The sequence below is a fragment of the Oceanospirillum maris DSM 6286 genome (assembly GCF_000422865.1).
Lineage (GTDB): Bacteria > Pseudomonadota > Gammaproteobacteria > Pseudomonadales > Halomonadaceae > Oceanospirillum > Oceanospirillum maris.
Genome location: NZ_AUGW01000003.1, coordinates 1 through 23,834 on the forward strand (window position 1 = coordinate 1; position 23,834 = coordinate 23,834).

Annotated in this window: 20 protein-coding genes; 8 read left to right on the forward strand and 12 right to left on the reverse strand. The window is 46.8% G+C overall.

What is annotated here, in order from left to right; translation table 11 throughout:
• Nucleotides 1–52: 52 nt before the first annotated feature.
• Complete coding sequence (locus G517_RS0100005) at nucleotides 53–1,735, reverse strand: hypothetical protein (RefSeq protein ID WP_028302680.1); 1,683 nt, start codon at nucleotides 1,733–1,735, stop codon at nucleotides 53–55.
• A 177-nt stretch (nucleotides 1,736–1,912) separates the two neighbouring features.
• Between G517_RS0100005 and G517_RS20645 the strand changes: the two genes are divergently transcribed.
• The 3 genes from G517_RS20645 (at nucleotide 1,913) to G517_RS0100025 (ending at nucleotide 3,705) form a co-directional block, all read left to right on the forward strand.
• Nucleotides 1,913–2,089: a hypothetical protein gene (locus tag G517_RS20645; protein ID WP_157833121.1), complete on the forward strand. Its 177-nt coding sequence runs from the start codon at nucleotides 1,913–1,915 to the stop codon at nucleotides 2,087–2,089.
• Nucleotides 2,090–2,456: 367 nt separating this feature from the next.
• Nucleotides 2,457–3,416 (forward strand): integron integrase, encoded by a 960-nt coding sequence (locus tag G517_RS0100020; protein WP_028302681.1) that lies wholly within the window; start codon nucleotides 2,457–2,459, stop codon nucleotides 3,414–3,416.
• A 109-nt stretch (nucleotides 3,417–3,525) separates the two neighbouring features.
• Nucleotides 3,526–3,705, forward strand: coding sequence for a DUF6435 family protein (locus G517_RS0100025; RefSeq protein WP_028302682.1), 180 nt, complete (start codon nucleotides 3,526–3,528; stop codon nucleotides 3,703–3,705).
• 147 nt (nucleotides 3,706–3,852) lie between these two features.
• Here the strand turns inward: G517_RS0100025 and G517_RS0100030 are convergent, their stop codons facing one another.
• Together G517_RS0100030 and aptA are read right to left on the reverse strand one after the other, a co-directional pair.
• A complete protein-coding gene (locus tag G517_RS0100030; protein WP_036589933.1) occupies nucleotides 3,853–5,358 on the reverse strand; it encodes a CoA-acylating methylmalonate-semialdehyde dehydrogenase in 1,506 nt (501 codons plus the stop codon).
• A 45-nt stretch (nucleotides 5,359–5,403) separates the two neighbouring features.
• On the reverse strand, nucleotides 5,404–6,768 hold the full coding sequence (aptA, locus tag G517_RS0100035) for an omega-aminotransferase AptA (protein ID WP_425413760.1): 1,365 nt from the start codon (nucleotides 6,766–6,768) through the stop codon (nucleotides 5,404–5,406).
• A gap of 252 nt (nucleotides 6,769–7,020) precedes the next feature.
• Between aptA and G517_RS17110 the strand changes: the two genes are divergently transcribed.
• Both G517_RS17110 and G517_RS0100045 read left to right on the forward strand, forming a co-directional pair.
• Nucleotides 7,021–7,971 (forward strand): LysR family transcriptional regulator, encoded by a 951-nt coding sequence (locus G517_RS17110; RefSeq protein WP_036589935.1) that lies wholly within the window; start codon nucleotides 7,021–7,023, stop codon nucleotides 7,969–7,971.
• Between the two features lie 189 nt (nucleotides 7,972–8,160).
• Nucleotides 8,161–9,693 carry an aldehyde dehydrogenase gene (locus G517_RS0100045; protein WP_245543154.1) on the forward strand — a complete coding sequence of 511 codons (1,533 nt, stop codon included), beginning with the start codon at nucleotides 8,161–8,163 and terminating at the stop codon, nucleotides 9,691–9,693.
• Between the two features lie 431 nt (nucleotides 9,694–10,124).
• Here the strand turns inward: G517_RS0100045 and G517_RS17115 are convergent, their stop codons facing one another.
• From G517_RS17115 to G517_RS0100060, 3 genes are all read right to left on the reverse strand, one after another.
• Nucleotides 10,125–10,502 carry a cupin domain-containing protein gene (locus G517_RS17115; protein WP_036589936.1) on the reverse strand — a complete coding sequence of 126 codons (378 nt, stop codon included), beginning with the start codon at nucleotides 10,500–10,502 and terminating at the stop codon, nucleotides 10,125–10,127.
• A gap of 149 nt (nucleotides 10,503–10,651) precedes the next feature.
• Complete coding sequence (locus tag G517_RS0100055; protein ID WP_051205745.1) at nucleotides 10,652–11,338, reverse strand: TetR/AcrR family transcriptional regulator; 687 nt, start codon at nucleotides 11,336–11,338, stop codon at nucleotides 10,652–10,654.
• Nucleotides 11,339–11,358: 20 nt separating this feature from the next.
• The gene (locus G517_RS0100060) at nucleotides 11,359–12,669 is read right to left on the reverse strand and encodes an NAD(P)/FAD-dependent oxidoreductase (RefSeq protein WP_028302687.1); all 1,311 of its coding nucleotides are present in this window, start codon (nucleotides 12,667–12,669) and stop codon (nucleotides 11,359–11,361) included.
• Nucleotides 12,670–13,085: 416 nt separating this feature from the next.
• Here G517_RS0100060 and G517_RS0100065 point away from each other — a divergent pair, with 416 nt between their 5' ends.
• From G517_RS0100065 to G517_RS0100075, 3 genes are all read left to right on the forward strand, one after another.
• Nucleotides 13,086–14,432 (forward strand): glutamine synthetase family protein, encoded by a 1,347-nt coding sequence (locus G517_RS0100065; RefSeq protein WP_028302688.1) that lies wholly within the window; start codon nucleotides 13,086–13,088, stop codon nucleotides 14,430–14,432.
• 230 nt (nucleotides 14,433–14,662) lie between these two features.
• Entirely contained in the window at nucleotides 14,663–15,778 is a 1,116-nt protein-coding gene (locus G517_RS0100070; RefSeq protein WP_028302689.1) for a polyamine ABC transporter substrate-binding protein, read from the forward strand.
• 404 nt (nucleotides 15,779–16,182) lie between these two features.
• Nucleotides 16,183–16,926: a hypothetical protein gene (locus tag G517_RS0100075; protein WP_028302690.1), complete on the forward strand. Its 744-nt coding sequence runs from the start codon at nucleotides 16,183–16,185 to the stop codon at nucleotides 16,924–16,926.
• Nucleotides 16,927–16,954: 28 nt separating this feature from the next.
• On the opposite strand, the gene G517_RS0100080 is transcribed toward G517_RS0100075, so the two are convergent.
• The 6 genes from G517_RS0100080 to G517_RS0100105 form a co-directional block, all read right to left on the reverse strand.
• The gene (locus tag G517_RS0100080; RefSeq protein WP_051205747.1) at nucleotides 16,955–17,689 is read right to left on the reverse strand and encodes a type 1 glutamine amidotransferase; all 735 of its coding nucleotides are present in this window, start codon (nucleotides 17,687–17,689) and stop codon (nucleotides 16,955–16,957) included.
• A 27-nt stretch (nucleotides 17,690–17,716) separates the two neighbouring features.
• Entirely contained in the window at nucleotides 17,717–19,828 is a 2,112-nt protein-coding gene (locus G517_RS19865; RefSeq protein WP_084631981.1) for a methyl-accepting chemotaxis protein, read from the reverse strand.
• Between the two features lie 139 nt (nucleotides 19,829–19,967).
• On the reverse strand, nucleotides 19,968–20,696 hold the full coding sequence (locus tag G517_RS0100090; protein WP_211224202.1) for a glutamine amidotransferase-related protein: 729 nt from the start codon (nucleotides 20,694–20,696) through the stop codon (nucleotides 19,968–19,970).
• A 158-nt stretch (nucleotides 20,697–20,854) separates the two neighbouring features.
• Nucleotides 20,855–21,673, reverse strand: a complete 819-nt coding sequence (locus G517_RS0100095; RefSeq protein ID WP_028302693.1) for an ABC transporter permease subunit — start codon at nucleotides 21,671–21,673, stop codon at nucleotides 20,855–20,857.
• Complete coding sequence (locus G517_RS0100100; protein ID WP_028302694.1) at nucleotides 21,673–22,629, reverse strand: ABC transporter permease subunit; 957 nt, start codon at nucleotides 22,627–22,629, stop codon at nucleotides 21,673–21,675. The genes G517_RS0100095 and G517_RS0100100 overlap by 1 nt, the downstream gene beginning before the upstream one ends.
• On the reverse strand, nucleotides 22,626–23,792 hold the full coding sequence (locus tag G517_RS0100105) for an ABC transporter ATP-binding protein (protein WP_036589943.1): 1,167 nt from the start codon (nucleotides 23,790–23,792) through the stop codon (nucleotides 22,626–22,628). The genes G517_RS0100100 and G517_RS0100105 overlap by 4 nt, the downstream gene beginning before the upstream one ends.
• Between the last annotated feature and the right edge of the window lie 42 nt (nucleotides 23,793–23,834).

Genomic DNA, 23,834 nt, shown 5'->3' on the forward strand with positions numbered 1-23,834 from the left:
CCGCATGCAGGGTGTTGTGGGGGCTGGAGGCTAGATACCTCCGGCTACCCGATTAGGCATTTTCAAGACTAACACCAAACTTTTTTACTCTCCTTTTATTTATCTCACTTTCGGAAGCTATTTTCTGAAGAGCTTTCGTTGCTCGTTCAGCGATTTCCTTTTGTTGATCATTCGGGTTAGAAAATTGACCAAACTTCAGGCACTTTGTAACAAAAGAAGATAAATGCCTTCCTTCTTCGTTTTTAAATAATTCGTAGTACTCATTAACAGTTGTATTTGCTAATACCGTTTCATCACTAGGATTCCAACCATTACTACTAGCTATACGATCTAAAACCTGTTTTGCGGATTCTTGTGGGACTGATTGGTTATAAATGGCATTAAATTTTTGAACTACGTCTGGATCTCGAATATCACCGAAGATATAAATTTCATCCATATCAAACAGCTCTACCTCATCCTTTCGGTTTTCAATATAGATATCAATTATTTCCAACGCCTTTTGTTCTTCGCCAAGTTCTTTAAAAAGGGTTACGGTACCATTTAAGTTAGTTGGTGTTATGTATTTACAATTTGCTTTAAAGCTTTCATATAATTCGCCAATAACAACATCGCCATTATTATCAAATGTATCGTGATATAGCCTCCACGCGTTAGAAAATGAATTTTCTGATTTTGAAGCAATGATTTGTTGATTTTTTAATTTAGCTTTTTCATTCACTTCACTTTCAACAAAGAAACCTGTTTTTACGGCTTCCGCTAAAACTAAATCTAAATCATCAGTGAGTTGGTAGTTGTACGCTTGTAAGGTAGTTTGCCAACCTTTTTCTTTATCTGTAATTTCATCATCACCTATCCCAAGCAATGAATATCCCTTACTTGTAATAAAATCGAGTGGAGGTATTCCATCATCAGTATTTGAAGTGAAATAGCTCCAAGAATAAAGTACAAGTGTGTGTATAACTTGATCTAATATTTCCGGTTCAAAATCTTTTACTAAAGGTAGAGATAAATCAATTAACCTCTCTATTTTCTTTAAAATTCTTATATTTCTTATATTAAGGCTGGTTGTTAATTCTTTAAGTCGATTGTGATAGCTAGCATTACCCGAGAAAGCAATAGCTGCACTTTCTTTTGGTTCTGGTGAAAAAGCCAACTCTATATCAATAACTTTTTCACGATATTTTTCATAATCTTGAAGCCCATCTTCACCATCATTTAAAAGGAGTACTACCTTGCACCCTTTTTGTTCTTTTAATAATGAGACTAAGCCTAGGACATCTTTAATATCAAGTCCTTTGTCTTTTCTCTCTAGATCATCAATACAAATAAGTGTTTTGTTCAATGATAAAAAGGAAATTGCTTCGATAGCTGGGCTAAATGATTTTACAATAGGAGCGCCCTTAAATAGATTTATAGATTGTCTTCCAACAGATTCTATAAGGCTAGTTGTATTATCCCTAAATGTATCAATGCTTGCAGCAGTACCAATTAGGTCACGTTTTACAACATTTTCAAAAATAGTATATTTGAATGAGTCTAATGAACTTATGCCGAATAACGATACATATGAATAACGTTCAAGTTTCACCTTTTTATCCATACAAGCTTCAATCAGAAATTTTTTCCAACTAAAAGTTTTTCCTACACCCCACTCACCTTTTATTGCCATTACTTCTGGATGATCTGATGATAAGAATTTAAAAATTTGAGCTTTGATTATTTCGACTGACAAGGTGGTGACTCCAAGATGCCTAACGTTCAGGTTAAGGGGCGGGCTTTAGCCCGTCCCAGCGAGCGAAGCGAGTGATTTGAACCGCTTGTTAGGCTCGCGCTTGAGCCGAACGCTGTAAGCGGAAACAGCACGATAGCCGGCAATGCTTTTGCTTTTAAGTGCTGTGCCTGATCTTTCATGCTGTTTGTGCCGTTTCATGTGCTTTTTCTGCTTGGCGATTTTGGAGCGCCTCAGCGCCAGCGCGATGCCATGGCCGGTGTGCCGGATATTGCTGAACCAGGATTGTTTGGCCCGCCCGCGATTTCAAATACCCAAAATTCTTTTCATGAGAAATACACGGTTTTGAACTATTGAATCCGCGATTTTCCATGCGAGCACATTCCTTTGCTTTGTATGCCTAACATTTTAATCATAGGCATGCGCATTTATCCGATTTCAATATACCGGCAAAAACTGAGGAAAGAGTTTGATTAGAAAGGAAAAATCCATTTTCTAATTTGACTGCTTCCCTGCTAAACGCGCATGCGCATATACGTCAATAACCGTGCGCCTGTTATTCCTGCGCCCGTTCCTATAATTCATTGAATTTACAGCTTATCCAATTTCGTAGCACCAGTAAACCGAGCATTAAGTCGGACAAACCGAGCACGTTTTTCTGCAAAACCAAAAATATACTGTATATTTAACCATGCAAGAGCAAATATCACATGGAGGGCGGTTTATGGCTAAAAGTCCATTTTTGGAAAGCATCAGATCAGAGATTCGTTTGCGTGGCTACAGCATACGAACAGAGAAAACGTACATTCACTGGGTTAAACGCTTTATATTTTTTCATCAAAAACGTCATCCAGAATCGATGGGGGCAGAAGAGGTCAAAAGCTTTCTGACATCATTAGCGGTTCAGGGCAATGTTGCCATTAATACCCAAAAGACAGCGTTGAATGCATTGGCATTTCTGTATAACCAGGCTCTGAATCGGCCATTGGGAGACTTGGGTTTTCAATATGCTAGCAAGCCGAGAAATCTGCCCCATGTACTAAATAAGTACGAAGTAGGGAAAATACTAGCCGCATTAGAAGGCAAATACAGACTAATATTTTCAATCTTGTATGGCAGTGGTCTGAGGATTAGCGAATGCCTAAGATTAAGAGTTATGGATATTGACCTTGAGCGCTGCTGTTTAACTGTAAGAAACGGAAAGGGCAATAAAGACAGGCAAACGATACTACCCAGATCGGTGGTCAATGAGTTATCTGTAGCAATAGATGAAGCTATAAAAATCCAAAAAACTGATAACAAACAGGGTATAGGCCCATCGTTACCCTTTGCGCTGGATAGAAAATACCCAAATGCTTTCAGAGAACCGGCATGGATGTTCATCTTTCCATCATCAAGCCATTGTTCACACCCTATTAGCGGAAAAATTTGTCGCCATCATTTGCATGACTCGGTACCACGAAAGCAACTAAAAACAGCTGTGGGAAAAGCCGGTATTTTTAAAAAACGGGTTAATTGTCATACCTTCAGGCACTCATTCGCAACTCAGCTATTGCTGGATGGGAGAGACATACGAACCGTTCAGGAACTGCTTGGCCACAAAGATGTAAACACAACTCAAATCTATACTCATGTTGTTGGCCAATATTACGCAGGTACGAGTAGCCCGCTGGATCTACTTTAGCTGGATATATTCGGTACAAATAACGAGCTACTTTAACTCTCTCCCCAACATCGGTTTACCCACTTCCCCCGTACAAAGCGGACACTTCTTAACCGCAGGCATTATCCCTATGTTTTCTCTCTTTAAGTCTGACCCGACCAAGAAACTGAAAAAGGAATACGCGGCTAAGCTGGAGCAGGCGATGCTGGCTCAGCGTAATGGCGATATTAAAAGTTATTCATTTCTGACGGAGGAGGCGGAGGCGATCTATCAGCAGATTACGGCGTTGGAGGCGGAGGAATCCAAGTAAGGGCGGTATGTATTACCACGCGGAGCGTGGGAACGAGTCGAAACGTGGGAACGAGTTGTAAACGAAAAAAGCCCCGATCGGTCAACCGGGGCAACAAGCATCAAAAGGTGCACCTTTTACGGTGCGTAGAGAGGTAAGGACTGGCGATCAGCTCGGGAAGGCGAAGCTAACGCCTTCACGTACACCGCTGGAGGGCCAGCGTTGGGTGATGGTTTTGCGTTTGGTGTAGAAGCGAACACCATCCGGGCCGTAGGCGTGCAGGTCGCCGAACAGGGAGCGTTTCCAGCCGCCGAAGCTGTGGTACGCAACCGGCACCGGCAGGGGTACGTTGATACCCACCATGCCCACTTCGATCATGTCGGAGAAGTAACGGGCGGCTTCACCATCACGGGTGAAGATGCAGGTGCCGTTGCCGTATTCGTGATCGTTGATCAGCTGCATCGCTTCTTCCATGGTGTTTACGCGCACCACTTGTAATACGGGGCCGAAGATCTCTTCTTTATAGCTGACCATCTCCGGTGTTACGCGGTCGATCAGGGTTGCGCCAACAAAGAAGCCGTTGTCGTAACCGGCTACCTGAGGTTCGCGGCCATCAACGACGACGGTTGCGCCGTCTTTTTCGGAGCTTGAGATATAACCCACGACTTTATCCCGATGCTGGGCGGTAATCACTGGGCCAAAGTCGTTGCTTTGATCAGAAAACGCGCCGACTTTTAGCGGTTTCATCGCTTCCTGTAGTTTACTGACCAGGGCATCCGCCGCCTGATCGCCCACGGCAACAGCCACAGACAAGGCCATGCAACGCTCACCGGAGGAGCCAAAAGCCGCCCCCAACAGCTGGTTTACGGCGTTATCCATATCCGCATCCGGCATAACGATGGCGTGGTTTTTCGCACCGCCTAACGCCTGACAACGTTTACCGTTGGCACTGGCGGTGGCGTAGATATATTCCGCAATCGGGGTGGAGCCCACAAAGCTAACCGCCTTGATACGCTTATCCGTCAGTAGGGTATCCACCGCTTCTTTGTCGCCATTGACCACGTTCAGTACGCCTTCCGGCAGACCTGCTTCGTGCAGTAGCTGTGCAATATAAAGGGTTGAAGACGGATCACGCTCAGAGGGTTTCAGAACAAAGGTGTTACCGCAGGCGATGGCCAAGGGGAACATCCACATCGGTACCATGGCGGGGAAGTTAAACGGCGTAATACCGGCAACAACACCTAGTGGCTGGAATTCGCTCCAGGAGTCGATATTCGGGCCAACGTTTTTGCTGTATTCACCTTTTAATAATTCAGGAATACCGCAGGCAAATTCGACGTTTTCGATGCCCCGTTGCAGTTCACCCATAGCATCGTGGGCGATCTTGCCGTGCTCTTCGCCAACCAGGGCGCAGATCGCTTCGGCATTTTCTTCTAACAACTGCTTAAAGCGGAACATCACACGGGCACGCTTTAGCGGTGGTGTTTGTCGCCATGCGGGATAGGCCGCCTGTGCAGTGGCTATCGCCTCTTCAACGGTGGCTTTGGAGGCCAGACCGACGTGCTTACTAATCTCGCCGGTTGAAGGGTTAAATACCGGCTGGCTGCGCTCGGCGTCCTGTACAATTTGGCCGTTAATGAGATGGCCGATGGTTGTACCTGATGTCGTTGTCATATGGATTCGCTCCTGGTGCTTAAATTGGGTAAAGGTGCTGCGGTCTTAATCAACTTCGTTCAGAGATTCACCGATTGCGTTAATCACGCTATCAATCTCATCGGTCTCAACGGTAAAGGGCATACCCAACTGCAGGGTGTCGCCGCCGTAACGCACATAAAAACCTTTTTCCCAACACTTCATCGCCACCTGATAAGGGCGCAGAGCCGGTTCACCCGGTGCAGATTCCAGCGTGATACCGCCCGCTAAGCCATAGTTACGGATATCCGTTACATGGCGCGAACCTTTAAGACTGTGCAGCATCTCCTCAAACTTAGGCGACATCTGTTTAACACGGGGAATCAGCTGATCTTTTTCCAGAATATCCAAAGAGGCCAAACCTGCGGCACAGGCCAACGGGTGTGCCGAGTAGGTATAACCGTGGGGCAGTTCGATCATATAGTCGTTGCCGCCGTTATCCATAAAGGTATCGTAGATCTCTTGCTTGGCGATCACGCCGCCCATAGGGACAACACCGTTGGTGATCTGCTTCGCTACAACCATAAGATCAGGGGTTACACCAAACTCTTCCGCGCCGGAGTATGAGCCCATACGGCCAAAGCCGGTGATTACTTCATCAAAAATCAGCAGTAAGTTGTGCTTATCGCATAGCTCGCGCAGGCGCTTCAGGTAGCCTTTTGGCGGTGGAATCACGCCAATAGAACCAGCCATTGGCTCCACAATAACACCGGCAACATTAGAGGCATCACTTACCGCAAGCAGCTCTTCCAGATAGTCTGCCAGGTGCGCGCCATCATCCGGCATACCCTGCACAAACTTATTGTCGGGCAGCATGGTATGGGGCAGATGCACCGCATCAATACCCTGACCATAAAGCACTCGGTTCGGGCCGATGCCGCCCACACTGATACCGCCAAAGTTCACCCCGTGATAGCCCTTGGCACGGCCAATAAAGCGGGTTTTAGTGCCCTGGCCTTTCTTACGCCAATAAGCCCGGGCTATTTTTAACGCCGTTTCAACCCCTTCAGAACCTGAACCGGTAAAGAAAACACGGCTTAGCTCATCAGGCATAAGCGCTGTTATACGCTCAGCAAGCTGGAAAGATTTAGGGTGGCCGTACTGAAAAGCAGGGGCATAATCTAACTGTTTCACCTGCTGGCTGACCGCTTCAACGATCTCTGGGCGGGCATGACCGGCACCACAGTTCCAAAGACCCGAAAGCCCGTCAAAAATCTTACGACCATCTGCGTCGGTGTAATAATGGCCTTCAGCAGAAACCAATAAACGCGGATCTTTTTTAAACTCTCGGTTACTGGAGAAAGGCATCCAGTGAGCATCCAGTTGTGATTGGGTTAAATCACAGTTCGCCATGCGCTGTTCTTTTTGCTTCAAGCTATCGTTAGAAGGCATATCACACCTCGGTAAAAATGGTTGTTGGATTCCTCTGTCTGCATAGGGCCGGTTTATTCACTAACCGCCGGTTTGGCCAAACCCTGTAAACAGACAGGTGGTAACGCGTAACACCTTGATCGTTTGACCATTATCAATAAGTTTTTAGTTTATTAAATCCAAACATATTTACTCTAGGTTAACTTTTTAGTTAACTAATGGCTCCGCGCCTGTTCTGATATCCAGAAGCGCTGCAATAGAGACGCGCCAGCTATGAGCCAGAAAGATAACTTCCTACCTCGCCAGATTGGCGATGCCCATATCCGCCTATTGCGCATCTTTAAAGTGGTGGTAGAGTCTGGTGGCTTTGCCGCAGCGGAGGTGCAACTCAATATTAGTCGCCCGGCGATCAGCCAGGCCATTACCGAGCTTGAAGGTTTAATTAATACCCGCCTGTGTCATCGGGGGCGCTCTGGTTTCTCCGTGACAGAATCTGGGGAAGCGGTCTATCAGGCTACGCTGCAATTATTGGCAGGTCTTGAGGATTTTCGCAGCCAAATCAATGCGTTAAATCGAGATTTAAAAGGCGAACTGAACATCGGTATTACCGATAATATGGTGACAGTGCCCCAGATGCGGATCACCCGCGCCCTAGCTGCCTTAAAAGCCCGGGGGCCAGATGTGGTGATCAATATCCGTATGATTCCCCCCAATGATATTGAAAGTGCGGTACTGGATGGCAGCCTGCATATTGGCGTGGTGCCAGATCTACGCACCCTACCGGGCATTGAGTATCAATCCCTGTATGAAGAGCAATCCCTGCTGTACTGCAGCCACCAACACGCCCTATATCAAGATGATGATCGCACGCTAACCAACAGAAAATTAGCACAATACGATGCGGTGCTTCCCGCCTATGCTCAGGCCGCTCAGATCAAAAAACAGCAGTTGGTATTAAAAGCCTCCGCCAGCTCAACGGACCGAGAAGGTATCGCTTTTTTAATTTTAAGCGGGCGTTATATCGGATTTTTACCCACCCATTATGCGCAACGCTGGGTAACAGAGGCGAGATTACGCCCCCTGCAACCCGAGAAGCGTTATTTTCATACCCATTACTCCGCCATTACCCGTAAAGGCGCACGGCCTAACTTGGTACTGGACGCTTATTTAGAAGAGCTGGCTAAAACCGGAGACGAGATAGCAAGCACTGAGGGAAAGTACTAAAAGGAAAACTAATTTAACGGGGTCTATCACTACCTATCAGGTGATATTGTCGTGCCTTGATGCAAAGCGCACACTTAAATTTATTGCACGTGTCCGACAAGATTTTTTTATAAAAAAAGCTATAAAACTCGAACAATTATTCGTAAAGAGCCGCAAGCCTTATCGAATCAACAGACCAGGAATTGAGCTATGACACAGATCCCTATTATGCCACATACACAGCCGCAGCCCCTTAACGTTGAAGAGATCGACTGGGCGGCACAGATAAGCACCATTGCCACACCGAATTACGCCATTATTAATGGTGAAAATGTAAGCGCCCGCTCCGGTAAAACCCAACCGGTAATCAACCCAGCAACCGGTCAAAAAGTTGCTGATGTTGCAGACTGTGGGCCGGAAGATGCCGATATCGCGGTAAACATTGCCCGTAAGACCTTCGAAGCCGGTACTTGGGCTAACTTGGCTCCCGCCGCTCGCAAAAAAATCCTGCTACGCTGGGCGGATCTGATTGAAGAACACAAAGCTGAAATTGCCCTGCTAGAAAGCATCAGCGCCGGTAAACCGATTAGTGATTGTTTTGATATCGATGTACCCAGCTGTTTAAATACGATTCGCTGGACCGCAGAAGCGATCGACAAGGTTTATGAAGAGATCGCCCCAACCAGCCACGATACTTTGGCCCTGGTAACACGCTTACCTCTTGGGGTGATTACCGCCATTGTGCCGTGGAATTTTCCATTATCCACCACCGCGTGGAAGCTGGCCCCCGCTTTAGCGACCGGTAACTCGGTTATCTTAAAGCCAGATCCTAAAACTCCATTTACAGCGCTTAAAATCGCAGAACTTGCCCATAATGCTGGTCTACCCGCGGGTGTGCTACAGGTCTTGCCCGGCGATGGCATCAATCTAGGTAAGCACCTTTCTTTACACCCCGATATCGACGGTCAGACATTTACCGGCTCCACCGGCGTAGGCAAGCTGCTGATGCAGTATGCGGGGCAGTCCAATCTGAAACGCACCTTCCTTGAGCTAGGTGGCAAAAGTGCCAATATCGTCTTTGCCGATGCCAACTTAGAAAAAGCAGCGGATGCCGCAGTGCTTGCGGGCTTTTATAACTCTGGCCAAACCTGTACCGCTGGCACGCGTTTGCTGGTGCAAGATGAGATCTACGATACCTTTCTAGCCATGGTACTAGAGCGAGCCAAAAACTGGTGCCCCGACAACCCTCTCAGCCCAAAAACCAATATGGGGCCGGTGGTGGATCAGCGCCAGCTGGATACCATTCAGGGTTATGTGCAGAAGGGGATCAAAGAAGGTGCCAAACTCGTTTATGGCGGCAAGGTGATGCAACATGAGCTGGGCGGTTTCTTCCATGAACCCACCATTTTTGCAAACGTAGATAACGCCATGGCGATTGCACAGGAAGAGATCTTCGGCCCTGTCATGTCTGTGATCCGCTTTAAGGATGCGACAGATGCGGTACACATCGCCAATGACTCACCTTACGGCCTGGCGGGTGCCGTATGGAGTCTGAATATCAATACCGCGCACAAAGTTGCCGCCGCCGTACGTACCGGCACCATGGGCGTCAATAACTACTTTGGCGGTGATATCACCGTACCCTTTGGCGGCTTTAAAGAATCCGGCAATGGCCGCGATAAATCCCTACACGCCATGAATGACTACACTGAGCTAAAAACGACTTGGATTGAGTTTGAGTAATCGTCATATCCGGTAAGCCCTGCATTCCCACGCGGAGCATGGGAACGAGCCAACATTGACGCCCTAAAGGGCGACCTACAATAAGGCTGGCGGGCTTTAGCCGGTGGGCGTTGGAACGAAGTGAGCATTGACGCCCTAAAGGACGACCTACAATAAGGCTGGTAACCTGTGGGTCGGGCTTTAGCCGGTGGGCTTTGGAACGAAGTGAATATTGACACCCTAAAGGGCGACCTACAATAAGACTGGCAACCTGTGGGTCGGGCTTTAGCCCGTCAGACTGCCCCATATTCCCATGCTCTGCGGCTTGTGAAGTGTATTGTCACAGCCTCGAATCATGGGAACGAGCCAGAAAAGCCCGGTCAGCTATGTGGCTGACCGGACTTTCAGGTATCTCAATTCAACGGGCCGATCAAAGAAACATGCGCCGTAAGTCAGCCTTCACTCTCTTCATAAATCGCATAGAACTTTTTCGCATGACCTATCGTATGCCAGGTTCCTTTGTAGCCCGCAGGTATTACAAAGGCGTCCCCAGCACTTAGAATCTCTTCACTACCTTCTGCATCCGTTAGTACAACACGGCCTGAAATCAAGTAACAAAATTCATCCTCTGTATAATTCAGCTCCCACTTACCCTCGGTTGAAGACCAAACACCACAAAAGAAATTTTCTTTACTATTAGTAAATAGATTTTCAACACATTCTTTAGGTGATCCCGCTAGAACCCGCTCGGGGTTAACAGGATTAACCGCGCCGTCTGCCGCGCTATATCCGCTTTTAATGCGTTGTAATTTTTGTACTGGCTGTGTCATGTCGTGCTCTCGCTTCTTGAGTGATGGCAACTGATACGCGTCATGTTGCGGCTCATCCCATAAACACAGATAAATTATCGGCGTAGATGTTGATGGCTCTTAGAAATTAAATTTAGATATTGATCGGTATTAAATGTGATCAATGGTGCTTATTTTTCTGGCAAATAAGTCCGTAACAACGATGCCAGCATAAATTCAAGATCAGCAAAGGTGCGCTTGGCTCTATCGCCTTTCTGGTTAACCACCACCAGAAAAACACTGTGCGTGGTTTCCAGATACAAACGCCCAAGCCGCTCCCTTTCTCGGATATGGCGATTAATGCCCATCCGCTGAAACACCTCCGCCATGCGGGTGATTTCCAACTCATCATGCTGCTCATCAAGTTCTCGTAACTCCGGCACCGAGAACATCGCCTGTACCAACGCCAATATCGCTTTTTGACGACGATAAACACCAAGCTTAAGCTTCAGCATTTTAGGAAGTAGGGTATCAAGGCCCATCGTTTCAATTGGCCAGCGGGCTATTTCATCCAAGGCCGCTTCTACTTGCTCCAACCAACAGGTGCCCATGGCATGTAAAATGGCATGCTTGTTGGGAAAATAGTGATACAAAGATCCCACCGAGATACCCACCGCCTTCGCGATCAAAATAGTGTTCAGATCATCTAGGCCGATCTGATCCAGTAGCTCCGCTGTGGCATCAATAATCTGTTGAGAGCGCTGCTTAGAGCGATCTTGCACCGGCGCATGACGAGGCTTCAGACTCTGGGATTGTTTCTTTTGACGCACAGCGTTTGATACGGCCTGCGTTTTAGAGCCTGTTTTCGTATCCGTCATGGTGATCATCTTTCCTTATATTAAAAGAATCGGTCTCGGAGGGAATAAAACAACATACCCGCTACCAAACCCGGCCAACGCAGCAAGGTGCCACCGGGAAAACTTGGTGTTGGTACTTTTGCAAATAGATCAAAGCGCTCGGCACTGCCGCTAATCGCTTCCGCCATCAACTTACCGCCCAGTGTTGCCAGTGCAACACCATGACCGGAGTAACCTTGAGCAACGAAAATAGCGTCATCAACCCGATCAAAATGCGGCATACGGTTTAAGGTAATCGCCAAAGTGCCTCCCCAGCCATAATCAATGCGGGCATCTTTTAGCTCAGGGTAATATTCCAGCATATAGGGTCGAACAAAGTTACCGATATCCTTCGGGAATTTAGACGAGTAGTTTTCACCGCCGCCCCACAATAAGCGGTTATCGCCGGAAAGCTTAAAGTAGTTAATCACAAAGCGAGAATCAGCCACGGCAATATCATCACGATTGATACGCCGACAGGTCGCGTCATCTAAAGGTTCTGTTGCCAAAATAAAGTTATTAATTGGCATAATTTTACTGGCAATACGCGGTTCTAAATTGCCTAAATAACCGTTACAAGCCAGTAAGAGATATTTGGCTTTCACCTGACCTTGCTCGCACTCAACGGTTACCTGTGAACCCTCTACCGTTTTATGGCTGGCATAATGGCTAACGCGGCTATTCTCATAAAAACGAACACCTGCTTTCTCTGCGGCTTGAGCTAGGCCAAGGGCATAGTTTAAAGGATGCAGATGGGCACCTTCTGTCCAGTATTCACCTGCACCGAAACGTTCGCAGCCCAGCATGGCAGACACCTCGTCGGGTTCCACATATTTTAGAGCATCGTAATTCAGGACACGATTTTTGTACTCAACGGTTTCTTTAATATGGGCGTTGTGAGCTGGTTTTGCGGCAACATGCATAACGCCCTGCTTTAAATCACATTGAATATCATGTTTGGCGATCAACGCTCTAACAAGGTCGACCGACTCAAGGGACATCTGCCAAAGCAAATCAGCGCTGGCTTTACCCAGTTTTTTCTCAAGCTCTTCATGGCCCATATTATGACCTTGACACACTTGACCGCCATTACGGCCTGAAGCCCCCCAGCCGATGCGTTCCGCTTCAAGTACCGCAACCTGGTAACCTTGTTCCGCGAGATGCAACGCCGCCGAAAGCCCCGTAAAGCCTGCACCCACAATGCAAATATCCGCCTGAACCTCGCCTTTTAGGCAAGGGTAGTCTGGCTTAGCTTGAGCCGTATCGGTGTAATAAGACGGTTCATAGCCTAAAAGTCCGCAGCCCTTCGTCATAACGTGATCTCCAAAGAAAATCGCTGCAACGCTTGGCAAAAGTGCAGCAGTCCTTTAATCGTTAACCGAAAGTCATTGATAATTAACGGTTCAGATAAAGGCAAGTGTAAAAATAAAAGCGAATGTGAAAAAAACAAAACCTCGATAAACCGAATAATACTTCTAATAACTTAACGAAACAACGGGCTGTATACAGATAAAAAATAAACTTTTAACTTTTCCTGTGAAATTTTTATTGCGAAAGTATTTTTTTTAACCTAGCCTAGAAACCGAAACATAATTCGGTTTAATGTCTTGCGCTTACTGGACATCAACTAAGCGCCTGAACGCTTGACTAATAAAAACAGCAGACAGCACGGCACCGCTTCGCTTTAAGCGCCCCTGCTTTATGCCATGCCAAATAATGAAGGTGAGTTATGGAAGCCGTAGCTAGGTTTCTCAAAGAGAACGCAATCTCAGAAGTTGAATCTACTCTGCCAGATATGACCGGCAATGCCCGTGGGAAATTTTATCCACCTAAGAAGTTTCTCGATGAAAAGGGTGGGCGTATACCGGAAACCTTACTGGTTCAAACAGTAACGGGAGACTGGGCCGCCAATCATTTTGATATTGTCGATGCCGCCGACAAAGATATGATTCTGCAGCCCGATCCAGATACGTTGCGTATCGTACCTTGGGCCAACGAACCGACTGCGCAGGTAATCAACGATTGCTACACCACCGATGGCCAGCTTCATCCTCTTTCCAGCCGCTCTATCTTACGCAACGTACTTAAGTTGTTTGAAAAAGAGGGACTAAAACCGGTGATCGCTCCAGAAGTTGAATTCTATCTGGTGCAGAAAAATATCGACCCCGATTACGACCTAAAGCCTGCTATTGGACGCTCTGGTCGTCGCGAAACCGCTCGTCAATCCTATAGCATTGATGCGGTTAATGAATTTGATCCCCTCGTGGATACCCTATATAACTATTGTGAAGCTCAAGGGTTAGATGTCGATACCTTGATTCATGAAACTGGGGCGGCTCAAATGGAGATTAACTTTCTCCACGGAGACCCTCTTAAGCTTGCCGATCAGGTGTTTATTTTTAAACGCACCCTGCGGGAAGCCGCCATGAAACACGGCGCTTATGCCACCTTTATGGCTAAGCCGATGGAAGAAGAGCCGGGCAGCTCGATGCATATTCACCAAAGCCTGATCGATATTAAAACCGGTGAGAATATCTTTGCCGGTAAAAACGGTGAGAAATTTAGCCAAGAGTTTTATCACTACGTTGGCGGATTGCAGAAATATACCCCTAGTGCGATCAGTTTTTACGCGCCTAATGTAAACTCCTATCGCCGCTTTACACCGGATATCTCCGCGCCAGTAAACACAAAATGGGGCGTTGATAACCGCACCACCGGCCTACGGGCACCGGAAGCGCCACCGGCGGCAACTCGAATTGAGAACCGCTTCCCTGGAGCAGATTGCAACCCTTACTTAGCCATTGCCGCAAGCCTAGCCTGTGGTTACTTAGGGCTTAAGAACAAGCTGCAACCGAGTAAACCCACCACCGATGCCGCTGCAGAAGAGGGCGATCAAGTGGAAGTTGCCCGAACCTTAGAAGAAGGTCTGCGCTTACTGGATAACTGTCCAGAGCTGCGTGAAATTTTTGGCAATACCTTTGTCGAGGCCTATATTGGTGTTAAGCGCGCTGAATTTGAAACCTTTAACAAAGTCATCAGCTCGTGGGAGCGAGAATATCTCTTGCTAACGGTATAATCCGAGCCGACTGTATCATCTGAGCTAGCCCTATATAGCCTATGCTGGCCGTACAACCCGTCACATAGATTACTCATAATAATAAATCTGGCGATACAGCCCTGCTTTATGGCGGGGCTTTACCTCAGAATATTTCCTTTATAGGAAAGTGCGAGCTAAGTATTTGTTTAGTAAACTATTTAACAAATACCCCAAACGCTAAAATACAGAAAGACAGGAAAGGAAAGCTGATGAAAAAAAGTATAATGCCCCGCCTCAAGCTAACCCTCTCAGCCCTAGCTTTAGCCTTTACCGCAACGACGGTTCAAGCTGAAGAAGTGCTGAATTTCTATAACTGGTCGGACTATATCGCCGAAGACACCATTGCCAAGTTTGAAAAAGAAACGGGCATCAAGGTGAACTACGACGTTTACGACAGCAACGAGATTTTAGAAGCCAAGCTTCTAGCCGGTAATTCCGGTTATGATCTTGTGGTGCCTAGCTCACACTTTATGGAGCTACAGATTAAAGCGGGCATCTTTATGAAACTCAATAAAGGTGAACTGCCCAACCTTAAACACCTTGACCCAAGCCTGATGAAAACCCTGAACAAAAAAGATCCAGGGAATGAATACGGCGTACCTTATCTGTGGGGCACAACCGGTATCGGTTACAACCCAGCAATGGTAGCTAAAGCCCTAGGCGAAGATGCTCCCGTTGATAGCTGGGATCTTGTGTTTAAACCCGAAAATATGGAAAAGCTTAAAGATTGCGGTGTGACTTTCCTAGATTCTGCCGATGAGATGATTCCATTTGCATTGAACTATATTGGCGAAAACCCTGCGAGCAACAGCCGCTCTGTTTATAAAATGACAGGCCCTGCTGCCCAAGTGCTGCTTCCTGTACGCCCTTATGTTAAGCAATTTACCTCGTCTCAGTTCGTGAATGATCTGGCCAATGGTGATAGCTGTGTTGCCGTCGGTTACTCTGGCGATATCTTCCAAGCGGCAGCCCGCGCAGAAGAAGCAGGCAATGGCGTAGAAGTGATGTATAGCATCCCGAAAGAAGGCACCGAGATCTGGTTTGATATGCTGCTTATCCCTGCGGATTCTAAAAATGCAGATAACGCCCACAAATTTATTAACTTCTTGCTACGCCCTGAGATTATCGCTGAAATCACAGATTACGTGTGGTACGCCAACCCCAACAAAGATGCGACCGCCTTGGTTGACCCTGAAATTGTAGGCGATGGTGCCATCTATCCTAGCGATGAGACCAAAGCTAAGCTTTATATGACCGACAAACCATCAATGGCGATGTTGAAAGTTCGTAACCGTTTATGGACCGATATTAAAACCGGCCGCTAAGAACTCAGTTGCTAAACTAAATAGCGTCAGCAATGGGCTCATCTTGCTGGGCGGTGCCATACACGCCGTATGATCGCCGCTCAGTCTTTCAATCATCTTAGTCATCTAGCCTTTCATCACTCAGTCCTTCATCATCCGCTTTTCAATCATGCGCCATCGTTTATCGTGTGCCATTATTTATCGTGCAACAAAGAAGCTTTATAACCTCATGTTTTAACGGCAACGCACTGTTGCAGATCCTCTACGTTTAACAACAAAACACTAACATTTCCCGCTGCGGCCTGTGCTTAAATTGGTCTATCATTTTATTCGCCACAGAATCACCTAGCCATTACACAAACGATGCTAAGGGTAGGATACCTATGTACGTGGTTCTGCAAAGAAGGACTTTAGAGGAATAGACCATGACGACTTTTTTATCAGTGTTACGCTCCACCTTGCTGATTATTTTAATGACGACAGCGATGGTTATGCTGGTGAATAATGCACAAGCAGGCGTAATGAGCACCGCACAGTTTTACGCTAATAACGCAGACCGTTTAAAGGAAGAGGCTGCCCGCTTAGAGGCTCAAACTAAGAAAGCGCTCAAGCTGCATCAGCAATTATTACAAAGTGAAATCGGCACCCGTGAAGCGTTTCATAATTATTTATATCAGCTGACAACAGCAGAAAAGCATACCGATGATATTCTAAATCCTGCTCGTTTCCGTATCGGCATCCCTTCAAAGCGTGGCATTAAAGCAGAACAGTACCCTGCCATTAAGCTCTCTCTCGACAAAGACCTTCCTTATCGTACCCGTACCGTTGAGATACGTGATCTGGTAAAAAAAGAAAGCCGTCGTTATAAAGAGGTGCTTAAAGATAACGAACAAGCTTTTGTCAACGTTGAAGAGGTCTTAGCAAGCTTAGAAGAACTACGGGAAGATGTTGATAGAAGCCGTACTGATCAGCAAGCCAAACGCACATATGAACATTACCTACGTCGTCTCTCTAGCGCCAAACAGCTTTATTACAAAGCTCTGGATGAGTTTTGCATCGCTGCAGCTCAAGCCGAGTTTCGAGGTTTAACAGGTCGTCGTTTAGCCCCAAGTGACTCACCCTTTCAGCTTTACCCAAGCCAAGACGAGCTTAGCCAAAATGACTCTTGAGGCTGACGTATACATTCAATGGCTAGCTCTATAATCCACTTTCCCGATAGCTTGCCTGCTCAATAAATCGTGCGATCCACTGCCCTACTTTTAAATCATCTAGGGGTTCTCTTTTCAGCCCATCAAGCGCAAGGCTTAACGTAGGCTCAGGAAAGAGAACGCCTAAATCTGCGCTTAGCAGATCCTGCTCATAATCTCGATAAAACTCAGGATGGCCTTGGAGCGTCAAAATATGATGACCGATGACTAAACCCGCATGTTTACAGGATGGGGCGCTTGCAAAGGTATGGCTTTCTTTAGGAGCCTCCAGCACCTGATCTTGATGAATCGCATTGATTGCAAACTGAACAACGGGTTGATCAAAGCAGTCTAGCTGCTGCTCAATATGATAGTGTTGAATGCCTAAATTCCAGCCGCCGGAGAACTTCTCAACGCGACCGCCCAGAGCCTCAGCAATAATTTGATGACCAAAGCAGATCCCTATTAATGGTCGCTTTTGCTGATGTAGGCTACGAATCAGCTCACGCAGGGGGGCCATCCAGGGTAAATTGTCGTAGACACCCTGTGCGGAGCCTGTAATAAGCCAAGCATCGCACACGTCAATACTTGTGGGAAACACGCCGTCAATCAACGAGTAGTAACGATAATCAAAGGTGATATCGGTGCTATTGAGTAAACGTTCAAACAAATTAGCAAAATTGCCGTGATGCTGGAGCGCAGCTGGGCCAGTATCGGTAATTAAAATGCCTAGTGTTATGCTCACTGAACACTCCTTTTTTGAGTTAACCATCTAGACTTTAAATCTTGCCGTTAAGTTTGCAAGGTTATCGGATAGTGTTAATAGCCGTTCACTTTGGTGCGAGGATCGCCCTGCACCTTCTGTCGTTTGCGCAGTAACCCCATGAATCTCCGTTAGACTTTCACTAATATCAGCAACGGTACAGCTCTGTTGATCTGTTGCGGTGGCGACTTGAGCGTTCATCTGACTCATACCTTGAACCGTATCGCTGACCTGATGTAGCGCTTCTAAACTGAGATTTAATTGCGCGCTGTAACGTATGGCATCATCGCTACAGCCCGATAAAGTACTCGCGGCTTGCTGCGCGCCATCTTGCAACCGTTGCACAATTGTTTCAATTTCACCTACAGATTCCTGTGTTCGAGAGGCCAAAGAGCGAACCTCATCCGCCACAACCGCAAAGCCTCGCCCCGCTTCTCCAGCACGGGCTGCCTCAATAGCCGCGTTTAATGCAAGCAAATTGGTTTGCTCCGATACGGCGCGAATCACATCAATCACATCACTTATGCCGTCGCTACGGTCTTTAAGCTCCGCGACCTGCGTCATCGAGAGTAAGACTTGATCCGCTAAATGGGCAATAGCCTGTCGACTTTGTTCTAAATCTTGATGGCTGGAGGTCAATACGCGTTCTGCATCCTGTGCGCTAATACGGGTTTGTTCCGCATGTTGCGCGACCTCGATGGCGCTAGCTTCCATTTCACTGGCTGTAGCCGCCAAGCGATTGGTTTGTGTCGCTTGGGTCTCCGCTCCAGATAAGGTTTGCTCGCCAATCGTTCGGCTAATTTGAGCGGCTTCATGAACCGACTGCACGGTATGTGTCATCTGATTCACAAGATCATGTAAATGCTGAGCCAAGGTATTGGTACTAATCGCCACTTGAGCGATTTCATCATTGCCTTCCACGGGAACCCGAGTGGTTAAATCCCCTTGGGCAATCTGGCCAATAGCCCGAACCAAACGGGCAAGAGCCGTTTGCAAATAGCGGATCAAGCGAACGCCCAAAAGAAGCGATAACAGGGTTGCCGATATAGCACCCAGCAAGATGATATCTTTGCCCAGAGTTAAGGTTTCCTCTGTATGAGCGGTGGCGTTGCGGGCTTGTTCTTTAGCGGAGGTGATAAATAGGGCGATCTGCTGTTCGTTTTTATCAACCAACTGCTCAATTTTTAGCATGGCATCTTCTGATTCTCGGGTGGCCTGTAACGAGGACAAATGCTGCTGCAGGGTTAAATCAGCATCAACCAACTGCGCTTTGTAAGGCTGCCAAGTCTCATTTAAAGTGGTAAAAACCTCTTTATTCAAAGATGGAACGCGGGTGATCGCCTGATCAATACTGGCCAGCTTCCTAGCAATTTCCTGTGCATCACTATTGGCTTGGGCGTAATCCGTTGTATTCAATAACTGTTTTATGCCGCTATTCATAAAGGCGATATCATCGCGAATGGGCTTTAAAACCGACAGATACTCATAGCGGAATTCTTCATAAAGCAGGTCTTCTAAGGTGTAGCCCATTTCTGCGGTAAGGTATTTGAAATCTCGGGCTTGGGCGTCAACAACCGCCTGACTGGCACGGTGTGCCTGTTGTGCTTGAATCATCTGTTCAGCAGTACGAAAAATCTCATCAGTGACCTGCTCTAATTGCGTAATCCCTTGCACACCGATCTGTTTTAGCTGACTAAAATTCTGAGAAAACTCAGTCTGTAACGCATTCAATGACGCATCAATTGAATCCTCTTCAATCTGTTGTCCAGAAAGAAACTGCAATAGCAGGTACTTAGTTTCTGCCAAGCTACTGCGAAGATTACTACTGAGATACACCCTAGGCGATGCTTTATCGACAACAATACCAACATCGCGCTCCACCGAGTTAAAACTGTAGTATGCGCTAGCGGATGTCATCATAAACAGTAGTAAAATAACACCTAAATTAAGCGTGATCCTCTGTCCGACCGAGAGTGACATGAGTGTCGATAACAGGCCTTTCTTCGATGATTTCTTCGATAGCCTTTCTGACCTTGAAGCCTGTGATGATGCCTCGATAGATGACGCCGCAGATGATAACGTCTCAGCATTGGAGCATTCAGAGGATGCAGTAACAGCCATTTTCTTCTACCTTATTGCAGCAAAATTGCGATGCCGTCAGCGTATAAAAAACATAAAACGCCAAGCAGCCCTAACTACGACGCTGCTCGGCGCTCGTTTAAGCCGCTTGGCGTTCATTCCAAACGGCTTGAGGTTCGTTTTAAGCTTTAGGCCCACGCTGATTAAGAAAATCAGCCATCCAATGAGCCACCATAATAGAGTCGGTCGCCGCATCTTTTTCTTGGATAGTCGCTAACCCCAGCTCGGCGGTTTCATCAGGGATAACCTCACCACGACGCAGGGAGATTAAGCTGTTCTCATAGCTGATATTAAATTCAGGGTGTGCTTGAAAGGTCAAAATACGATCGTCGTACACAAGCCCTGCATAAGTACAGAAATCAGACGATGCAAAAACTTCAGCATTATCCGGCTTGGTTAAGACTTGATCTTGGTGCATGGCACTAATACAAAAAGAAGACGGTGCCGCTTTTAAGAAATCAAACGCCGGTTTTACACCATAGCTTTGCAAACCAACGCCCCAGCCACCTTGGTACTTATCAACTCGCCCACCAAAGGCATCAGCCACAATTTGATGACCAAAGCAGATACCGATTAAAGGACGATTTTCCCCGTGGATCTGCAAGATAAGCTCTTTTAGCTGCTGCATCCAAGGCAAGTTCTCATACACGTTGAACTTAGAACCCGTAATAATCCAGCCATCACAGTCTGTAGCGCTACTGGGAAAGTGTCCTTCACGTACATCAAACACTTGATAGTCAAACTGGTGGCCCGCCTGTTGAAAGAGCTGCACAAACATATCCGCATAAGAGCCATGCTCATCAATCAATTCATCAGGCGTAATACCCGTCGCCAAAATACCAATCTTCATTTCGATTACCCGTTGTTTCCGTTATTGCAGTGAAATAACTGTTGCAGTGAACAATGACCATTGCACCCGCCTCTAATGATGATGCTTAAGCGAATGGTTGGCTGCTGGTTTTAGCTCCAGCAGCCTATTTTAGAAATATTTTAATATGACTTTAGTTTTTAATTTTCAGGCTGGGCTAGCAAACGCGCCTGCCGACGCATCTGATACATAGCGCCTATCACGCCAATCGCAACCACTAGAATCATTAACGTGGCTAGCGCATTAACCTCAGGCGTAACCCCTAGGCGTACTTTAGAGAAAATCACCATTGGCAAAGTGCTGTTACCCGGGCCAGATACAAAGCTTGCAATCACTAAGTCATCCAGTGATAAGGTAAACGACAGTAGCCAACCAGAGATAATAGCGGGAGAAATCAGGGGTAGCGTGATCAAGAAAAATAACGATGACGGTTTAGCACCTAAATCCATCGCCGCTTCCTCTAAAGACTCATCCATAGACGACAGTCGAGCCTGAACAATCACCGCCACATAGGCCATACAAAAGGTGGTGTGGGCAATAATAATAGTGCCTGTACCGCGCCCCGCTGGCCAACCGAACATCCCCTCCATCGCCACAAACAGCAGCAATAAAGACAACCCTGTGATCACTTCTGGCATTACCAAGGGCGCAGAAATCCAGCCAGACAGAACCATCTTGCCTTTAAATGGCCCAAAGCGACTTAGGACAAACCCCGCCATAGTCCCCAGAACAACCGCCAACGTAGCCGTGATAAAAGCGATCTTAAAACTGAGCAGTGCCGCATCAATAATCTGATCATTTTTAAACAGCTCGGCGTACCACTTAAGCGACCAACCACCCCAAACCGTTACCAGCTTAGACGCGTTAAAACTATAGATGATCAGCGCAATAATAGGGGCGTATAGAAACAGGAACCCAAAACCAGCACTCATATTTAAAAATAGTGAACGGCGTTTCATTATGCAGCTCCCTCTTTACCCTGACCGTTACGAATCAGCATGATCGGCAACACAAGAATAATCAGCATGACAACGGCGACAGCAGAGGCCATCGGCCAATCACGGTTCAGGAAGAATTCATCCCACAAAACTCGACCGATCATTAGCGTGTCAGAACCGCCCAACAGAGCGGGAATCACAAACTCACCCACCGCTGGAATAAAGACCAATAAACAACCGGCAATCACACCGGGCATTGCCATTGGCAAAGTTACCAAAAAGAAACTTTGGTACGGACGTGCCCCTAAGTCTTCAGCGGCTTCCAATAAGGTCATATCCATTTTTTCCAGGGCGCTATACAACGGCAACACCATGAAAGGTAGGTAGGTATAGACGATACCGATATAGACTGCGAAATCGGTTTGCATCATCACCAAGGGTTGATCAATAAGCCCCATACTCATTAGGGTTTCGTTAATCAAACCATTCTTTTTCAACAGCCCCATCCATGCGTAAACACGCAGTAGGAAAGAGGTCCAGAACGGCAGAATAACCAGGGCTAACAGTAACGCACGGGTTGAACCTTCAGTGCGAGCCATCAGATAAGCAATCGGAAAGGCTACTAATAAGGTGAAGAATGTTGAGATCGCAGCAACTTTAATCGAGCTTAAATAAGCGCTCACATAAAAATCATCTTCCAACAGAAAGAGATAGTTACTAAGGCTTATTTTTACAGTGATGTAGGCTTCTTCAAGGTTCCAGTCTAGAACCGATGAGTAGGGAGGTACCGCAATCGCCGCCTCTGATAAAGAAATCTTGAACACAACGACAAAAGGAATAAAGAAGAAGATCGCCAGCCAGAGATAAGGCACCGCCACAACGGAGAAACGGCCCCAGTTAACACGACTGAAGAAGTTGTATTTGGTCATTTTAGTGTAGGAATCATTGATCCAAGCCACTCTGGATGCAGTACTCATGAGGTCAATACCACGCAGCTGTCCATATCCCATGACAGGAAGACTTTGTCATCCCACGTAAAGCGGCCACCGCTCTCACGGTTAATATTGGGCTGCGTCACGCGAACCTCTTTGCCACTAGGTAGCTTCACTTTAAAGACCGATAAGCTACCCATATAGGCGATATCCAGAATATTGCCTTCAATACAATTGAACGGCTGATCAGGACGTTGTTCACTAATGCGAACTTTTTCAGGGCGCACCGCCACATGGACTTCTTGATTCGGGGCGCAGCTAATACCGTGATTCACACATAGCACACCACCAGCTTCTGTGGATGTCACACAAACGGTATCAGGCTCATCGGTTGTCACTTCACCTTGGAACAGGTTCACCGAGCCCACAAACTCCGCAACAAAGCGACTGTTCGGGTACTCATAAACTTCATGGGGTTCGTCTGTTTGTACGATAACACCGTGGTTCATAACGCCAATTCGAGTGGCTAGGGTCATCGCTTCTTCCTGGTCGTGGGTTACAACCACAAAGGTAACACCTAATTCATCTTGAATATTGATCAGCTCGAACTGAGTTTCTTCACGCAGTTTTTTGTCCAGCGCGCCTAAGGGTTCGTCAAGTAACAGCAATTTAGGACGCTTGATTAGAGAGCGAGCCAAGGCTACCCGTTGACGTTGACCGCCAGATAATTGATTCGGTTTACGCTTGCCCAAATGACCAAGCTGAACCAGATCCAGCATTTCAGCAACGCGTTTTTTTACTTCAGTACCACGAATACCTTCACGCTTTAAGCCAAAGGCAATGTTTTCATTAACCGTTAAATGGGGAAAGAGTGCATAGGATTGGAACATCATATTAACGGGGCGATTCCAAGGCTGGATACCGGCCATATCTATGCCATCAATTAAGATTCTGCCGCTAGACGGTGCTTCAAAACCTGCCAGCATACGCAGCAAGGTGCTCTTACCTGAACCAGAGCCGCCGAGTAAGCAGAAGAGCTCATTCTCATAGATATCCAGCGAGATGTTGTCTACCGCGGTAAAGTCGTCGAATTTTTTTGTAATATTTTCGATCTGAACAAACGGTTTAGCATCGGTCTTCCAGGAAGGAAGTTTGATCTGCGCTTGTTCGCCAATGTTACTAGGATCAATCTTTTGCGGAGAAGTCATAAAACACTCGACTCTTTTGGTTTTGTTATTGTTAAGGCCTCC

Bases quoted from the DNA above. Each gene is read 5' to 3' on its own strand.
- G517_RS0100020 (WP_028302681.1), top strand. From the start codon at position 2,457: ATGGCTAAAAGTCCATTTTTGGAAAGCATCAGATCAGAGATTCGTTTG.
- aptA (WP_425413760.1), bottom strand. From the start codon at position 6,768: ATGCCTTCTAACGATAGCTTGAAGCAAAAAGAACAGCGCATGGCGAAC.
- G517_RS20645 (WP_157833121.1), top strand. From the start codon at position 1,913: ATGCTGTTTGTGCCGTTTCATGTGCTTTTTCTGCTTGGCGATTTTGGA.
- G517_RS0100100 (WP_028302694.1), bottom strand. From the start codon at position 22,629: ATGAGTACTGCATCCAGAGTGGCTTGGATCAATGATTCCTACACTAAA.
- G517_RS0100060 (WP_028302687.1), bottom strand. From the start codon at position 12,669: ATGACGAAGGGCTGCGGACTTTTAGGCTATGAACCGTCTTATTACACC.
- G517_RS0100030 (WP_036589933.1), bottom strand. From the start codon at position 5,358: ATGACAACGACATCAGGTACAACCATCGGCCATCTCATTAACGGCCAA.
- G517_RS0100055 (WP_051205745.1), bottom strand. From the start codon at position 11,338: ATGACGGATACGAAAACAGGCTCTAAAACGCAGGCCGTATCAAACGCT.
- G517_RS0100045 (WP_245543154.1), top strand. From the start codon at position 8,161: ATGACACAGATCCCTATTATGCCACATACACAGCCGCAGCCCCTTAAC.
- G517_RS0100090 (WP_211224202.1), bottom strand. From the start codon at position 20,696: ATGAAGATTGGTATTTTGGCGACGGGTATTACGCCTGATGAATTGATT.
- G517_RS17115 (WP_036589936.1), bottom strand. From the start codon at position 10,502: ATGACACAGCCAGTACAAAAATTACAACGCATTAAAAGCGGATATAGC.
- G517_RS0100065 (WP_028302688.1), top strand. From the start codon at position 13,086: ATGGAAGCCGTAGCTAGGTTTCTCAAAGAGAACGCAATCTCAGAAGTT.
- G517_RS0100070 (WP_028302689.1), top strand. From the start codon at position 14,663: ATGAAAAAAAGTATAATGCCCCGCCTCAAGCTAACCCTCTCAGCCCTA.
- G517_RS0100095 (WP_028302693.1), bottom strand. From the start codon at position 21,673: ATGAAACGCCGTTCACTATTTTTAAATATGAGTGCTGGTTTTGGGTTC.
- G517_RS17110 (WP_036589935.1), top strand. From the start codon at position 7,021: ATGAGCCAGAAAGATAACTTCCTACCTCGCCAGATTGGCGATGCCCAT.
- G517_RS0100105 (WP_036589943.1), bottom strand. From the start codon at position 23,792: ATGACTTCTCCGCAAAAGATTGATCCTAGTAACATTGGCGAACAAGCG.
- G517_RS0100025 (WP_028302682.1), top strand. From the start codon at position 3,526: ATGTTTTCTCTCTTTAAGTCTGACCCGACCAAGAAACTGAAAAAGGAA.
- G517_RS19865 (WP_084631981.1), bottom strand. From the start codon at position 19,828: ATGGCTGTTACTGCATCCTCTGAATGCTCCAATGCTGAGACGTTATCA.
- G517_RS0100075 (WP_028302690.1), top strand. From the start codon at position 16,183: ATGACGACTTTTTTATCAGTGTTACGCTCCACCTTGCTGATTATTTTA.